At 57.5% G+C, this 15,054-nt stretch carries 15 protein-coding genes; all 15 read left to right on the forward strand.

Going from position 1 to position 15,054, the window contains the following annotated elements; genetic code table 11:
- The first annotated feature begins 14 nt into the window (after nt 1-14).
- Entirely contained in the window at nt 15-1,046 is a 1,032-nt protein-coding gene (mdtN, locus tag HV213_RS08555) for a multidrug transporter subunit MdtN (protein WP_181485368.1), read from the forward strand.
- Entirely contained in the window at nt 1,046-3,094 is a 2,049-nt protein-coding gene (gene mdtO, locus HV213_RS08560; RefSeq protein WP_181485369.1) for a multidrug efflux transporter permease subunit MdtO, read from the forward strand. The genes mdtN and mdtO overlap by 1 nt, the downstream gene beginning before the upstream one ends.
- A complete protein-coding gene (locus tag HV213_RS08565) occupies nt 3,091-4,551 on the forward strand; it encodes an MdtP family multidrug efflux transporter outer membrane subunit (RefSeq protein WP_181485370.1) in 1,461 nt (486 codons plus the stop codon). The genes mdtO and HV213_RS08565 overlap by 4 nt, the downstream gene beginning before the upstream one ends.
- Nucleotides 4,552-4,774: 223 nt before the next feature.
- Entirely contained in the window at nt 4,775-5,110 is a 336-nt protein-coding gene (eutS, locus tag HV213_RS08570; protein WP_110272167.1) for an ethanolamine utilization microcompartment protein EutS, read from the forward strand.
- 12 nt (nt 5,111-5,122) lie between these two features.
- Nucleotides 5,123-5,602: an ethanolamine utilization acetate kinase EutP gene (gene eutP / locus HV213_RS08575; protein WP_110272168.1), complete on the forward strand. Its 480-nt coding sequence runs from the start codon at nt 5,123-5,125 to the stop codon at nt 5,600-5,602.
- A complete protein-coding gene (eutQ, locus tag HV213_RS08580; protein ID WP_181485371.1) occupies nt 5,580-6,272 on the forward strand; it encodes an ethanolamine utilization acetate kinase EutQ in 693 nt (230 codons plus the stop codon). The genes eutP and eutQ overlap by 23 nt, the downstream gene beginning before the upstream one ends.
- The gene (gene eutT / locus HV213_RS08585) at nt 6,269-7,072 is read left to right on the forward strand and encodes an ethanolamine utilization cob(I)yrinic acid a,c-diamide adenosyltransferase EutT (RefSeq protein WP_181485372.1); all 804 of its coding nucleotides are present in this window, start codon (nt 6,269-6,271) and stop codon (nt 7,070-7,072) included. The genes eutQ and eutT overlap by 4 nt, the downstream gene beginning before the upstream one ends.
- Nucleotides 7,069-8,085, forward strand: a complete 1,017-nt coding sequence (pta, locus tag HV213_RS08590; RefSeq protein ID WP_181485373.1) for a phosphate acetyltransferase — start codon at nt 7,069-7,071, stop codon at nt 8,083-8,085. The genes eutT and pta overlap by 4 nt, the downstream gene beginning before the upstream one ends.
- 39 nt (nt 8,086-8,124) lie before the next feature.
- A complete protein-coding gene (gene eutM / locus HV213_RS08595; RefSeq protein ID WP_110272172.1) occupies nt 8,125-8,418 on the forward strand; it encodes an ethanolamine utilization microcompartment protein EutM in 294 nt (97 codons plus the stop codon).
- A gap of 106 nt (nt 8,419-8,524) precedes the next feature.
- Nucleotides 8,525-8,812: an ethanolamine utilization microcompartment protein EutN gene (gene eutN / locus HV213_RS08600; protein ID WP_110272173.1), complete on the forward strand. Its 288-nt coding sequence runs from the start codon at nt 8,525-8,527 to the stop codon at nt 8,810-8,812.
- An 11-nt stretch (nt 8,813-8,823) separates the two neighbouring features.
- Nucleotides 8,824-10,227: an aldehyde dehydrogenase family protein gene (locus HV213_RS08605; RefSeq protein WP_181485374.1), complete on the forward strand. Its 1,404-nt coding sequence runs from the start codon at nt 8,824-8,826 to the stop codon at nt 10,225-10,227.
- Between the two features lie 12 nt (nt 10,228-10,239).
- Nucleotides 10,240-11,079 carry an ethanolamine utilization protein EutJ gene (gene eutJ, locus HV213_RS08610; protein WP_181485375.1) on the forward strand — a complete coding sequence of 280 codons (840 nt, stop codon included), beginning with the start codon at nt 10,240-10,242 and terminating at the stop codon, nt 11,077-11,079.
- Nucleotides 11,069-12,256 (forward strand): ethanolamine utilization ethanol dehydrogenase EutG, encoded by a 1,188-nt coding sequence (gene eutG / locus HV213_RS08615; RefSeq protein ID WP_181485376.1) that lies wholly within the window; start codon nt 11,069-11,071, stop codon nt 12,254-12,256. The genes eutJ and eutG overlap by 11 nt, the downstream gene beginning before the upstream one ends.
- 154 nt (nt 12,257-12,410) lie before the next feature.
- On the forward strand, nt 12,411-13,643 hold the full coding sequence (gene eutH, locus HV213_RS08620; RefSeq protein WP_181485377.1) for an ethanolamine utilization protein EutH: 1,233 nt from the start codon (nt 12,411-12,413) through the stop codon (nt 13,641-13,643).
- Nucleotides 13,640-15,043: an ethanolamine ammonia-lyase reactivating factor EutA gene (gene eutA / locus HV213_RS08625; RefSeq protein ID WP_181485378.1), complete on the forward strand. Its 1,404-nt coding sequence runs from the start codon at nt 13,640-13,642 to the stop codon at nt 15,041-15,043. Before eutH ends, eutA begins: the two co-directional genes overlap by 4 nt.
- The last annotated feature ends 11 nt before the right edge of the window (nt 15,044-15,054 follow it).

A 15,054-nucleotide genomic window follows, 5' to 3' on the forward strand; every position in this document is an offset into this window, starting at 1 on the left:
GTTGAGATGCCCTCATGGAAAGTTCACTGAAAAAATCGTCGGGTAAAAAAATACCGGCCTTGATTCTGGTACTACTGACGCTGGTCGTGTTGGTGTTTGTGATCTGGCGAGTGGACAGTTCGCCATCAACAAATGATGCCTATGCCGCTGCGGATACCATTGACGTTGTACCCGAAGTCAGTGGGCGCATTGTCGAGCTGGCGGTAAAAGATAACCAGCCGGTCAAGCAGGGGGAGCTGCTTTTTCGTATCGATCCACGCCAGTATGAAGCCAATCTGGCGAAGGCGGAAGCCGCGCTCATCGCGCTTGATAAGCAGATTATGCTGACCCAGCGCAGCGTAGATGCGCAAAAATACGGTGCCGATTCCGTTCAGGCGGCAGTTGCAAAAGCGCGCGCCGCGGCAAAACAGGCGGGCGATACATTGCGCCGCACTGAACCTCTGTTATCCGAAGGCTTTGTCTCCGCTGAAGATGTTGACCGTGCCAGAACGGCGCAGCGGGCCGCCGCGGCCGATCTCAATGCTATTTTACTCCAGGCACAGCAGGCGGCCAGCGCCGTGAGCGGAGTTGATGCGCTGGTGGCCCAGCGTGAGGTTGTACAGGCTGATATCGCCCTGACTAAGCTCTATCTGGATATGACGATTGTTCGCGCACCTTTTGATGGACGGATTGTTTCTCTGAAAACGTCCGTCGGCCAGTTTGCTTCAGCAATGAAGCCCGTATTTACCCTGATCGACACACGCCAGTGGTATGTCATCGCTAATTTTCGTGAGACGGATTTAAAAAATATTCGCCCGGGCGTTCCCGCGACTATTCATTTGATGAGCGATTCTGGCAGAACCTTCCAGGGGAAAGTGGATTCGATTGGCTACGGGGTGCTGCCCGATGATGGCGGTATTGTGCTGGGAGGATTACCGCACGTATCCCGCTCAATTAACTGGGTCCGCGTAGCCCAGCGTTTTCCAGTGAAAATTATGGTGAATAAACCGGACGCGGAGATGTTTCGTATCGGCGCTTCGGCTGTCGCAACGCTCGAGCCGCAATAATGCGCGCCCTCAATTATTTACCGATGTCATGGGTCCGGCTGCTGGCATTCTTTCATGAGGAGCTAAGCGAGCGGCGTCCAGGGCGGACCCATCAGACGATGCTGCTATGGGTGAATTGCCTGGTGGTGGTGCTGGTTTCAATGACCTTTGAAATCCCATTCCTGGCAATATCGCTGGCGGTGCTGTTTTACGGTATTCAGTCCAACGCCTTTTATACCAAATTTGTGGCGATTCTGTTTGTGGTCGCCACCGTGCTTGAGATTTGCAGCCTGCTGCTGATCTACAAATGGACCTACAGCTATCCGTTACTACGCATGGGTATTGCCAGCCTGATTGTGTTGGGAAGCATGTTTATGATGCGCACCCATCGCCTGGGCCTGGTCTTTTTCGCCGTTGCCATTGTGGCGGTCTATGGCCAAACCTTTCCAGGCATGCTCGATTATCCGGATATCGTACTGCGTTTAACGCTGTGGTGTATCGTGGTCGGCCTTTATCCCACCTTGCTGATGGTGTTGACCGGCGTTTTGTGGTTTCCCAGCCGGGCAGTTCAGCAGATGCGTACGGCGCTTTGCGAAAGGCTGGATGACGCGGTTAGCCATTTGACTTCGCCCGTTCCGCCTCTGGCAGAAAAAAACATTGAGAAAGAAGCGCTGGCTTTGCAAAAACTTAACGTCTTTTGCATGGCTGATGACGCTGACTGGCGCGCAAGAAGCGCCTGGTGGCAGACATGTGTCACAACGGTGACCTGGATATATGCCACGCTTAACCGCTTTGATATTTCGGCCATACCCGGCGACAAGGCAACTGGCGAGTTAATCAGTAAGCTGCGCGCTGAAATTGCCGGGCTGCAAAATGCGATTGCTCAGGGTGAACCCTGGCGTAGTGAATGGCATCTCAGCGCTGACGAGAGTGCCGTCGCGCAGGCGTGTGGTCTGCAAACGCTCTGCCAGATGTTGCTACAGCCAGGGCATATGGCTCCCGACACGCCGCCAACCCCGCCAGCGAAGCAGCCGTCAATGGCTGCCGATGCGTTTACCAACCCGGTCTATATCCGTTATGCCCTGAAAACGCTGCTGGCATGCATGATTTGCTATGTCTTTTATTCCGGCGTCGATTGGGAAGGCATCCACACCTGTATGCTGACCTGCATTATTGTGGCGAATGCCAGTGTTGCTTCGTCGTATCAGAAAATGGTGTTGCGTTTTGGCGGTGCGCTATGTGGCGCAATGTTAGCGCTGCTGGTGACGATTTTTATCATGCCCTGGCTAGACGGTATCGTTGAATTATTGTGCGTTCTGACACCGATATTTCTGCTTGGCGCGTGGATCGCCACCGGCTCGGAACGCTCGTCCTATATCGGGACGCAGATGGTCGTCACTTTCGCACTGGCAACGCTTGAGAACGCATTCGGTCCGATCTACGACCTGGTTGAAGTACGCGATCGTGCCATCGGGATCCTGATTGGCACTGCGGTTTCAGCCATTATCTACACCTTCATCTGGCCAGAAAGCGAAGCGGGCGTGCTGCCGAAAAAGCTGGCGAGCGCGCTGGGGATGCTCAGTAAGCTGATGCGTATTCCGCGCCCGCAAGATGCCGTGGCTCAGCGCAACTATTTGCAACTGCGCATCGGTTTTCTGGCAACCATCAGCAGCTGCGAGGAAATCTGCGAGCGGGTGGCATTAGAGCGTCATCTGGATGCCGATGAGCGCATCAGGCTGGTTAATTACGGCCAGCAGGTTATTCACCAGGGGCGAGAAATTCTTTATGCCTGGGAAACGACCTGGGAGCATGCCGGGATGCTGGACGATGAAGCGCAGCAGGCGAGAGCGGCCCGTTTTGCCGATGCGTTAGAAAAATACGCGCAGGGCCTGACGAGCGGCACGAGTTCACCTCCTGATATCGCGCTCTCATCCTCCTCTTTGGAAAAATTATCCGGGTTAGACAAACTGGAGCAATGCGTCATGCAGCAGATGATCCGTTTACCCGACTGGACCCACACGGATCACTCGCCAGCCAGAGAGCCGGTGCAAGGAGTCTCTCAACTATGACCAGTAACCTTCCGCGATTACTACTTTGCGGCATTCTTGCCAGCACCACCGCGCTCACCGGTTGCGCGCTGATACGCAAAGATTCTGCCCAGCATCAGTCTATTCAGCCCGATCAAATCAAACTGGCCGATGACATTCATCTCGCCAGCCAGGGGTGGCCGCAGGCGCAATGGTGGCGTCAGTTCAACGATCCGCAGCTGGACAATCTTATTCAGCGCACGCTTTCCGGCTCGCATACGCTGGCTGAGGCGAAACTGCGCGAAGAGCATGCACAATCGCAGGCCGATCTGTTAGAGGCCGGATCGCGGCTCCAGGTTGCCGCATTAGGGATGGTCAACCGGCAACGGGTTTCGGCCAACGGCTTCCTTAGCCCTTATGCGATGGATGCGCCAAAGCTTGGCATGGATGGCCCTTACTACACTGAAGCGACGGTGGGGTTGTTTGCCGGTCTGGACCTTGACCTGTGGGGCGTGCATCGTTCAGCGGTGGCGGCGGCCATCGGCGCGCAAAACGCCGCGCTTGCTGAGACGGCGGCGGTTGAGCTGTCTCTCAGCGCTGGCGTAGCGCAGCTTTATTACAGCATACAGGCCAGCTATCAGATGCTTGATCTGCTGCAACAAACTCGTGACGTTATTGATTTCGCAGTGAAAGCTCACCAGAGCAAAGTCGCCCACGGGCTGGAAGCGAAGGTGCCGTACCACGGCGCCAGAGCGCAGATGCTGGCGGTGGACAAACAGATCGCTGCGGTAAAAGGGCAAATCAAAGAAACGCGTGAGTCGCTGCGGGCGCTGATCGGTGCCGGTGCCAGCAATTTACCTGATATTAAGCCGATTGCTTTGCCGCAGATACAAACCGGTCTTCCAGCAACGCTATCGTATGAATTGCTCGCCAGGCGCCCTGATTTACAGGCAATGCGTTGGTACGTGCAGGCATCGCTAAGCCAGGTGGATGCCGCTCGCGCGCTGTTCTATCCGAGTTTCGATATCAAAGCGTTCTTTGGCCTCGATGCAATCCATCTCGATCAGCTGTTTAAAAGCGCCAGCAAGCAGATTAACTTCATTCCGGGTTTGCGCCTGCCGCTGTTCGATGGTGGGCGTCTCAATGCCAACCTGCAGCACACCCGGGCCGCCAGTAACATGATGATTGAACGCTATAATCAACAGGTACTCGACGCCGTGCGCGATGTTGCGATTAACGGTACGCGTTTGCAGACCCTGAATGAAGAACGTGGGATGCAACTGGATCGGGTTGAGGCGATGCGCTATACGCAGGCTGCCGCTGAGGCCGCCTTTAAACGTGGTCTGGGAAGCCGCTTACAGGCAACCGAAGCCCGACTTCCCGTTCTGGCGGAAGAGATATCGCTGCTTATCCTGGACACCCAGCGGGTTATCCAGAATATTCAGCTAATGAAATCGCTGGGGGGCGGCTACCAGGCTCCAGCGGTGACAAAAGAATAGTTTGAAAAATAATGATGATGCCGCGTGAAGTCCTTCACGCGGCATTTTTTATGCGTACACACTCACCACATTAATTAATCACCTCACCCTGATTTTTAGCCCTTATTTTTATTTTATTTTCTTAGTGATCTACCTCACCTTTTAAATCAGCTTGCCGAATTTTGTTATTTACTCCAGCAAAATCTTGTCACCATGAGTCCAGATTTTAGCGGAGCAGTGAGCCATGGATAAAGAACGCATCATTCAGGAATTTGTACCAGGAAAGCAGGTCACGCTGGCGCATCTGATTGCGCACCCTGGCGAGGAACTGGCAAAAAAGATCGGCGTTCCCGAATCCGGTGCTATCGGAATTATGACCTTAACCCCTGGAGAAACCGCCATGATCGCTGGTGATTTGGCGATGAAGGCCGCCGATGTGCATATCGGTTTTCTCGACAGATTTAGCGGCGCGCTGGTTATCTATGGTTCGGTTGGCGCGGTAGAAGAGGCGCTACTGCAAACGGTTAGCGGACTGGGCAGATTATTAAATTATACCCTCTGCGAGTTAACAAAAAGCTAATTAGAGGCGGCGATGAAACGTATTGCATTTGTCGGTACGGTGGGCGCGGGGAAAACAACACTATTTAACGCGTTGCAGGGGAATTATTCCCTCGCCAGGAAAACGCAGGCCGTGGAATTTAATGAAAGTGGCGATATCGACACGCCAGGGGAATATTTCAGTCATCCGCGCTGGTATCACGCGTTAATTACCACGCTACAGGATGTGGACACGCTGATTTATGTCCATGCAGCCAATGACAAAGAGAGTCGCTTACCTGCCGGGCTGTTGGATATCGGCACCAGTAAACGACAAATCGCCGCAATCAGCAAAACGGATATGCCGGATGCCGACGTTGCCGCAACGCGACGGTTACTTCACGCAATGGGGTTTCAGGAGCCGATTTTTGAACTCAACGGCCACGACCCGCAAAGCGTACAGCACCTGGTGGATTATCTGACAGAGCTCAGCCAAAAGGAGGAAGGGGCAGGTGAAGAAACTCATCACAGCTAACGATATTCGTGCGGTCCACGCACGTGGTGAACAGAAGATATCGGTTGTTCTGCGCGCCAGCATCATCACCCCGGAGGCCCGTGAAGTTGCGGATCTGCTGGGCGTCGCCATTACCGAATGCGATGAATCCACACCTGCGGTGGCGGCACCGGTGGCAGAGGAGAAAACCGAAAGCCAGCGCATTCGTGAAACCATCATCGCGCAACTGCCGGAAGGGCAGTTTACCGAAAGTCTGGTCGCGCAGTTGATGGACAAGGTGATGAAGGAGAAGCAGTCGCTGGCGCAGGGCGATATGCAGCCCAGCTTTAAATCGGTCACCGGCAAAGGTGGCGTAAAAGTCATTGACGGTAGCAGCGTCAAGTTTGGCCGCTTCGACGGTGCTGAACCGCACTGCGTCGGCTTAACGGACTTAGTCACCGACCAGGACGGCAGCAGCATGGCCGCCGGGTTTATGCAGTGGGAAAACGCTTTTTTCCCGTGGACGCTGAATTACGACGAAGTTGATATGGTGCTGGAGGGCGAGCTGCACGTGCGCCATGAAGGCGAAACCATGATTGCCAAAGCTGGTGACGTGATGTTTATCCCGAAAGGTTCGAGCATCGAGTTCGGCACTCCGTCGAGCGTGCGCTTCCTGTACGTTGCCTGGCCTGCGAACTGGCAATCGCTATGAAAGATTTCATCACCGAAGCCTGGCTCAGAGCAAACCACACGCTCAGCGAAGGAGCAGAGATTCATCTGCCCGCCGATGCTCGCCTGACGCCATCAGCTCGGGAACTGCTGGAAAGCCGCCGTCTGCGCATCAAGTTTATCGACGAACAGGGAAGCCTGTTTGTTGATGATGAGCAACAGCAGCCGCAGCCGGTACATGGCTTAACCAGCAGCGAAACGCACCCGCAGGCGTGCTGCGAGCTGTGTCGCCAGCCGGTGGTGAAAAAGCCCGACACGCTGACCCATCTGACGGCAGACAAGATGGTCGCCAAAAGCGACCCGCGTTTGGGTTTTCGCGCGGTGCTCGATAGCACTATCGCACTGGCGGTGTGGCTGCAAATCGAACTGGCAGAACCGTGGCAGCCGTGGCTGGCGGATATTCGTTCGCGCCTGGGCAACATTATGCGCGCCGACGCCATGGATGAACCGCTGGCTGCGCAGTCCATCGTCGGCTTGAACGAAGATGAACTGCACCGGCTTTCCCATCAGCCGCTGCGCTATCTCGACCACGATCATCTGGTGCCGGAAGCCAGCCACGGGCGGGATACCGCGCTACTGAATCTGTTGCGTACCAAGGTGCGTGAGGCAGAAACGGTTGCCGCCCAGGTCTTTATTAGCCGCAGTTTTGAGGTATTGCGCCCGGACATTCTGCAAGCGTTAAACCGCCTCTCCAGTACCGTCTACGTGATGATGATTCTGTGCGTCACGAAGCATCCGCTCACCGTTAGCCAAATACAACAGCGCCTGGGAGGGGAGCAATGATTATTGAACGCGCTCGCCAACTTGCATTGCATTCACCCGCTCGGGTGGTCTTTCCGGACGCGCTGGATGTTCGCGTGCTGAAGGCCGCGCACTACCTGCAACAGCAGGGGCTGGCAAGGCCGATTCTGGTCGCCAGTCCGTTTGCTCTGCGCCAGTTTGCGCTCAGCCACCGCGTGCCGATGGACGGTATTCAGGTCATCGACCCGCATAGCAATCTGTCCATGCGCGAAGCGTTTGCCGAGCGCTGGCTGGCCCGCGCCGGAGAGAAAACGCCGCCGGATGCGCTGGAAAAACTCAATGACCCGCTGATGTTCGCTGCCGCGATGGTCAGCGCGGGTAAGGCTGATGTGTGCATTGCTGGCAATCTTTCGTCAACGGCGAACGTGCTGCGCGCCGGATTGCGGATTATTGGCCTGCTGCCGGGTTGCAAAACGCTGTCGTCGATTTTCCTGATGCTGCCGCAGTACATCGGACCGGCATTAGGCTTCGCCGATTGCAGCGTGGTGCCGCAACCGACGGCGGCGCAGCTGGCGGATATCGCTATCGCCAGCGCCGATACCTGGCGAGCTATTACCGGCGAGGAGCCGCGCGTCGCGATGCTGTCTTTCTCAAGTAACGGCAGCGCCCGCCACCCCAATGTTGCCAACGTGCAGCAGGCGACCGAGATCGTCCGCCAGCGTGCGCCGCAGCTGATGGTGGACGGCGAACTGCAGTTTGATGCCGCTTTCGTGCCGGATGTCGCCGCGCAAAAAGCGCCCGCCAGCCCGCTTGAAGGCAATGCGAACGTGATGGTCTTCCCATCGCTGGAGGCGGGCAATATTGGCTACAAAATCGCCCAGCGGCTGGGCGGCTATCGCGCCGTTGGACCGCTCATTCAGGGGCTTGCCGCGCCGCTTCACGACCTCTCACGAGGTTGTAGCGTGCAGGAAATTATCGAACTGGCGTTAGTGGCAGCCGTGCCGCGCCAGACTGACGCGAATCGGGTAAACGACTCGCAAACACTCGTTGTATAGGTCCCGTTCTGGACCCCCTTTGATTAAGAGGAAAACACAATGGAAGCATTAGGAATGATTGAAACCCGGGGCCTGGTTGCGCTTATCGAGGCTTCTGACGCAATGGTTAAAGCCGCACGCGTGAAGCTGGTTGGCGTGAAGCAGATCGGTGGCGGCCTGTGTACTGCCATGGTGCGTGGCGATGTGGCGGCGTGTAAAGCCGCGACGGATGCCGGTGCCGCAGCGGCGCAGCGCATTGGCGAGCTGGTCTCGGTACACGTTATTCCGCGTCCGCATGGCGATCTGGAAGAAGTGTTTCCGATCAGCTTTAAAGGCGACAGCAGCAACCTGTAACCGCTCTCTGTGACGTCACCTGCTGGCGTCACGTTCTCCCTTTTGCAATTGGCTCTCTACGGAGGGCAGGGAACTGCTTTACCTGAAATAAGCCACGGAGGCGGATATGAAACTGGCAATCGTCACAGGACAAATTGTTTGTACCGTCCGCCATCAGGGACTGGCGCACGACAAATTGCTGATGGTGGAAATGATTGACGCCCAGGGTAATCCCGACGGGCAGAGCGCCGTCGCTATCGACAATATTGGCGCGGGGCCCGGTGAGTGGGTGCTGTTGGTTAGCGGTAGCTCAGCCCGCCAGGCGCATGCGCGTGAATCCTCTCCCGTCGACCTGTGCGTGATTGGCATCGTCGATGAAGCGGTGGCTGGTGGTCAGGTGATCTTTCACAAATAGGGCATAAGAAAATGAATCAACAGGATATTGAACAGGTCATCAAAGCGGTACTGCTGAAGATGAAAGACAGCAGTCAGCCTGCTGGCGCCGTTCATGAAATGGGCGTCTTTGCCTCCCTGGATGACGCCGTTGCGGCAGCGAAAGTTGCCCAACAGGGGCTGAAGAGCGTGGCGATGCGCCAGCTTGCCATTCATGCCATTCGTGAAGCGGGCGAAAAACACGCCCAGGAATTAGCGGAACTTGCCGTGACTGAAACCGGCATGGGACGCGTCGAAGATAAATTTGCCAAAAACGTCGCTCAGGCGCGCGGTACGCCGGGCGTGGAGTGCCTTTCCCCGCAGGTGTTAACGGGCGATAACGGCCTGACGCTGATTGAAAACGCGCCGTGGGGCGTGGTGGCTTCGGTAACGCCGTCCACCAACCCGGCCGCAACCGTCATTAACAACGCCATCAGCCTGATTGCCGCTGGCAACAGCGTGGTCTTTGCGCCGCATCCGGCAGCGAAAGGTGTTTCTCAGCGTGCGATCGGCCTGCTTAATCAGGCGGTGGTTGCGGCGGGCGGCCCGGCAAACCTGCTGGTCACCGTGGCGAACCCGGATATCGAAACTGCCCAGCGGCTGTTTAAGTACCCCGGAATCGGCCTGCTGGTCGTCACTGGCGGCGAAGCGGTGGTGGAATCCGCGCGCAAACATACCAATAAACGCCTGATTGCCGCCGGAGCCGGTAACCCGCCGGTGGTGGTTGATGAGACCGCCGACCTGGCGCGCGCCGCGCAGTCCATCGTCAAAGGCGCGTCGTTTGATAACAACATCATCTGCGCCGATGAAAAAGTGCTGGTTGTGGTTGATAGCGTCGCCGATGAGCTGATGCGCCTGATGGAAGGCCAACATGCGGTGAAACTGACTCCCGCTCAGGCCGAGCAGCTCCAGCCGGTGCTGCTGAAAAATGTCGATGAGCGCGGCAAAGGCACCGTCAGTCGTGATTGGGTCGGGCGCGATGCGGGCAAGATTGCCGCGGCCATCGGTCTGAACGTCCCGGAGCAAACGCGCCTGCTGTTCGTTGAAACCTCAGCCAGCCATCCGTTTGCGGTGACCGAACTGATGATGCCGGTGCTGCCGGTGGTGCGGGTCGCCAACGTCGAAGAGGCCATCGCCCTGGCGGTCCAGCTTGAAGGCGGCTGCCATCACACGGCGGCGATGCACTCGCGCAATATCGACAACATGAACCAGATGGCTAACGCCATCGACACCAGCATTTTCGTTAAAAACGGACCGTGCATTGCCGGGCTTGGACTGGGTGGTGAAGGCTGGACCACCATGACCATTACCACGCCAACCGGGGAAGGGGTGACCAGTGCGCGCACCTTTGTTCGCCTGCGGCGCTGCGTGCTGGTGGATGCGTTCCGCATCGTATAAGGAGTGAAAGAGATGGCGCACGACGAACAACTTTGGCTCACCCCCAGACTGCAAAAAGCGGCTGCCCTGTGTAATCAGACGCCTGCCGCCAGTGAATCACCGCTGTGGCTGGGCGTGGATTTAGGCACCTGCGACGTGGTGTCGATGGTTGTCGACAGCGAAGGGCAGCCAGTGGCGGTGTGCCTGGACTGGGCTGACGTCGTGCGTGACGGCATCGTCTGGGATTTCTTCGGTGCCGTCACCATCGTGCGCCGCCATCTCGACACCCTCGAACAGCAGCTTGGCTGCCGCTTTACCCACGCCGCGACCTCGTTTCCGCCGGGCACCGATCCGCGTATTTCGATCAATGTGCTGGAGTCCGCCGGGTTGGAAGTCAGCCACGTGCTGGATGAGCCGACCGCAGTGGCGGATCTGCTGCAACTGGATAATGCGGGCGTGGTGGATATCGGCGGCGGTACCACCGGCATCGCTATCGTCAAACGGGGCGAGGTGACGTACTCCGCCGACGAAGCCACCGGTGGTCATCACATCTCCCTGACGCTTGCCGGAAACCGCCGTATTCAACTGGAAGAAGCGGAGCAGTACAAGCGCAGCAACGCCCAGGAGATCTGGCCGGTGGTGAAGCCGGTATACGAAAAGATGGCCGAGATTGTTGCTCACCATATTGAAGGGCAGGGAATTGCCGATTTATGGCTGGCGGGCGGCTCCTGTATGCAGCCGGGCGTGGATGCGCTGTTTCGCAAGCGCTTCCCGGAATTGCAGGTGCATTTGCCTCAGCACAGCCTGTTTATGACCCCGCTGGCAATTGCCAACAGCGGGAGAGAGAAAGCGGAGGGAATCTATGCAAGCTGAACTGCAGACGGCGCTCTTTCAGGCATTCGATACCCTGAATCTGCAACGCGTAAAAACCTTTAGCGTACCGCCGGTCACGCTGTGCGGCCTTGGCGCGCTCAGCACCTGCGGGCAGGAAGCGCAAACTCGCGGTTTGAGCCATCTGTTCGTGATGGTTGATAGTTTTTTGCATCAAGCGGGAATGACCGCCGGGCTTGAACGCAGTCTGGCGATGAAGGGCGTGGCGATGACCGTCTGGCCGTGCCCACTGGGTGAGCCGTGCATTACCGACGTTTGTGCGGCGGTGGCGCAACTGCGTGAATCGCAGTGCGACGGCGTAGTGGCTTTTGGCGGCGGTTCAGTGCTGGACGCGGCAAAAGCGGTTGCGCTGCTGGTGACCAACCCTGACCAGGCGCTGAGCGCCATGACCGAAACCAGCGCATTGCGCCCGCGTTTGGCGCTGATTGCGGTGCCGACAACGGCCGGAACCGGCTCCGAAACCACCAACGTGACGGTGATTATCGATGCGGTTAGCGGACGTAAGCAGGTGCTGGCGCATGCTTCTCTGATGCCGGACGTGGCGATTCTTGACGCTGCGCTGACTGAAGGTGTTCCTGCTCACGTGACGGCGATGACCGGTATCGATGCGCTGACTCATGCCATAGAAGCTTACAGCGCGCTCAACGCGATGCCGTTCACCGACAGCCTGGCGATTGGCGCGATTGCGATGATTGCCCAGTCGCTGCCGAAAGCGGTGGGCTACGGCCACGACCTCGCTGCGCGCGAAAGCATGTTGCTTGCCTCGTGCATGGCCGGGATGGCTTTTTCCAGCGCCGGTCTGGGCTTATGCCACGCGATGGCGCACCAGCCTGGCGCGGTGCTGCACATTCCGCACGGTCAGGCCAACGCCATGCTGCTGCCGACGGTGATGGAATTTAACCGCATGGTGTGCCGCGAACGCTTTAGCCATATCGGCCGGGCGCTAACCGGCAAGAAAACCGATCACCACGACGCAATTGCTGCCGTACGCGAGCTGATTGCCGAAGTGGGCCTGACCAAACGGCTTTCGGATGCCGGAGCGTTACCTGAACACTTCAGCGCATGGGCGCAGGCGGCGCTGGGGGATATTTGTTTGCGCAGCAATCCGAGGACCGCCAACCAGGAACAGATCGTCGAGCTGTACGCGGCGGCGCAATGATGTGGATTTTCCCGGGTCGCGGCGTGAACGCCTTACCCGGGCTACGGAATAGCAGGCGGCTGTGACTACGTAGCCCGGCTAAGCGCAGCGCGAGCCGGGAAAATCCCCGGCGTTCACAGTATCTATAAATCATAAATGACAGGGAGTAAGGGCTATGGGAATTAACGAAATCATCATGTACATCATGATGTTCTTTATGCTGATTGCCGCCGTGGACAGGATCCTGTCGCAGTTCGGCGGCTCGGCGCGCTTCCTCGGTAAAATAGGTAAAAGCATCGAGGGATCCGGCAGTCAGTTCGAAGAAGGCTTTATGGCGATGGGCGCGCTGGGCCTGGCGATGGTTGGTATGACCGCGTTGGCTCCGGTACTGGCGCATCTGCTTGGGCCGGTGATTATTCCGCTGTATGAAATGCTCGGTGCAAACCCATCGATGTTCGCCGGGACGCTGCTGGCCTGTGATATGGGTGGCTTCTTCCTCGCCAAAGAGCTGGCGGGCGGCGACATTGCGGCTTGGATGTACTCCGGCCTGATTCTGGGTTCCATGATGGGGCCAACCATTGTGTTCTCCATACCGGTCGCGCTCGGCATTATCGAGCCCTCCGATCGTCGTTATCTGGCGCTTGGCGTACTGGCTGGGATTGTCACCATTCCGATCGGCTGTATTGCGGGTGGCCTGATTGCGATGTACTCCGGTGTTGAGGTTAACGGCCAGCCGGTTGAGTTCACCTTCGCGCTGATCCTGATGAACATGATCCCGGTGCTGATTGTCGCTGCGCTGGTGGCACTGGGGCTGAAGTTTATTCCAGAAAAAATGATCAACGGCTTCCAGATCTTTGCCAAGTTCCTCGTGGCGCTGATCACCATCGGCCTTGCCGCTGCGGTGGTTAAATTCCTGCTTGGTTGGGATCTGATCCCCGGACTTGACCCGATCTTTATGGCCGCAGGCGATAAGCCCGGCGAAGTGATGCGCGCCATTGAAGTTATCGGATCCATCTCCTGCGTACTGCTCGGTGCCTATCCGATGGTATTGCTGCTGACCCGCTGGTTTGAAAAACCGCTGATGCGCGTCGGTAACCTACTGAAAGTTAACAATATCGCTGCTGCTGGTATGGTCGCGACGCTGGCCAACAACATCCCGATGTTCGGCATGATGAAGCAGATGGATACTCGCGGCAAAGTCATTAACTGCGCGTTTTCGGTCTCCGCTGCTTTTGCGCTGGGCGACCACTTAGGCTTCGCCGCCGCCAATATGAACGCCATGATCTTCCCGATGATTGTCGGCAAGCTGATCGGCGGCGTGACGGCGATTGGCGTAGCGATGATGCTGGTACCGAAAGATGAAAACGTTTCTACACCAGCAGAAACCGAAGCGGAGGCGCAATCGTGAACACGCGCCAGCTGCTGAGCGTCGGTATCGATATCGGCACCACCACCACCCAGGTGATCTTTTCGCGCCTTGAGCTGGTGAACCGAGCGGCAGTGTCGCAGGTGCCGCGTTACGAATTCATCAAACGCGAAATTAGCTGGCAAAGCCCGGTCTTCTTTACCCCTGTCGATAAGCAGGGCGGTCTGAAGGAGGCCGAACTTAAGGCGCTGATTCTGGCCCAGTATCAAACCGCAGGTATTGCCCCCGAATCGGTGGACTCCGGGGCAATCATCATCACCGGGGAAAGTGCGAAAACCCGCAATGCTCGTCCGGCAGTGATGGCGTTGTCGCAGTCGCTGGGGGACTTTGTGGTTGCCAGCGCCGGTCCGCATCTGGAGTCGGTGATTGCCGGTCACGGCGCCGGGGCGCAAACCCTGTCGGAACAGCGCCTGTGTCGGGTGCTAAACATCGACATCGGTGGCGGTACCTCGAATTACGCCCTGTTTGATGCCGGAAAAGTCAGCGGTACCGCCTGCCTGAACGTCGGTGGTCGTCTACTGGAAACCGATGGGCAAGGGCGCGTGGTTCATGCTCATCAGCCGGGACAGAGGATTGTCGATGAGGTTTTCGGTGCTGGCACCGATGCCCGTTCGCTTAACGCTACCCAGCTGATTCAGGTGGCGCGACGGATGGCGGCGCTTATCGTCGAGGTTATCGACGGCACGCTCTCTTCACTGGCGCAAAAGCTGATGCAAACCGGATTGCTGCCCGTCGATAAGAAGCCAGATGTGATTACCCTTTCCGGCGGGGTGGGCGAGTGCTACCGCAACCAGCCCGCCGATCCGTTCTGTTTTTCTGATATTGGGCCGCTGTTGGCGACGGCGCTGCATGAGCATCCGCGCCTGCGCGAAATGAACGTGCAGTTTCCAGCGCAAACCGTACGCGCCACGGTGATTGGCGCGGGAGCGCACACGCTGTCGCTCTCCGGCAGCACTATCTGGCTGGACGATGTCGCTTTGCCGATTCGTAACCTGCCGGTGGCGATCCCGCTTGAGTCTGCTGACCTCGTGACGGCCTGGCAGCAGGCGCTGGTACAGCTCGATCTGGATCCTCAAACCGATGCTTACGTGCTGGCGCTTCCCGCATCGCTTCCGGTGCGCTACGCCGCATTACTCACGGTTATTGACGCGCTTGTCGCCTTTATCGCGCGTTTTCCCAATCCGCATCCCCTGCTGGTGGTAGCCGAGCAGGATTTTGGCAAGGCGCTGGGCATGCTGCTGCGCCCGCAGTTACAACAACTCCCGCTGGCGGTCATCGATGAGGTGAGCGTCCGGGCGGGGGACTATATCGACATTGGTACGCCTCTTTTTGGCGGATCGGTTGTGCCGGTGACGGTGAAATCACTCGCATTTCCTTCCTGAGGGAACGACTT

This window comes from Klebsiella sp. RHBSTW-00484, assembly GCF_013705725.1.
In the GTDB taxonomy this organism is placed as follows: domain Bacteria; phylum Pseudomonadota; class Gammaproteobacteria; order Enterobacterales; family Enterobacteriaceae; genus Klebsiella.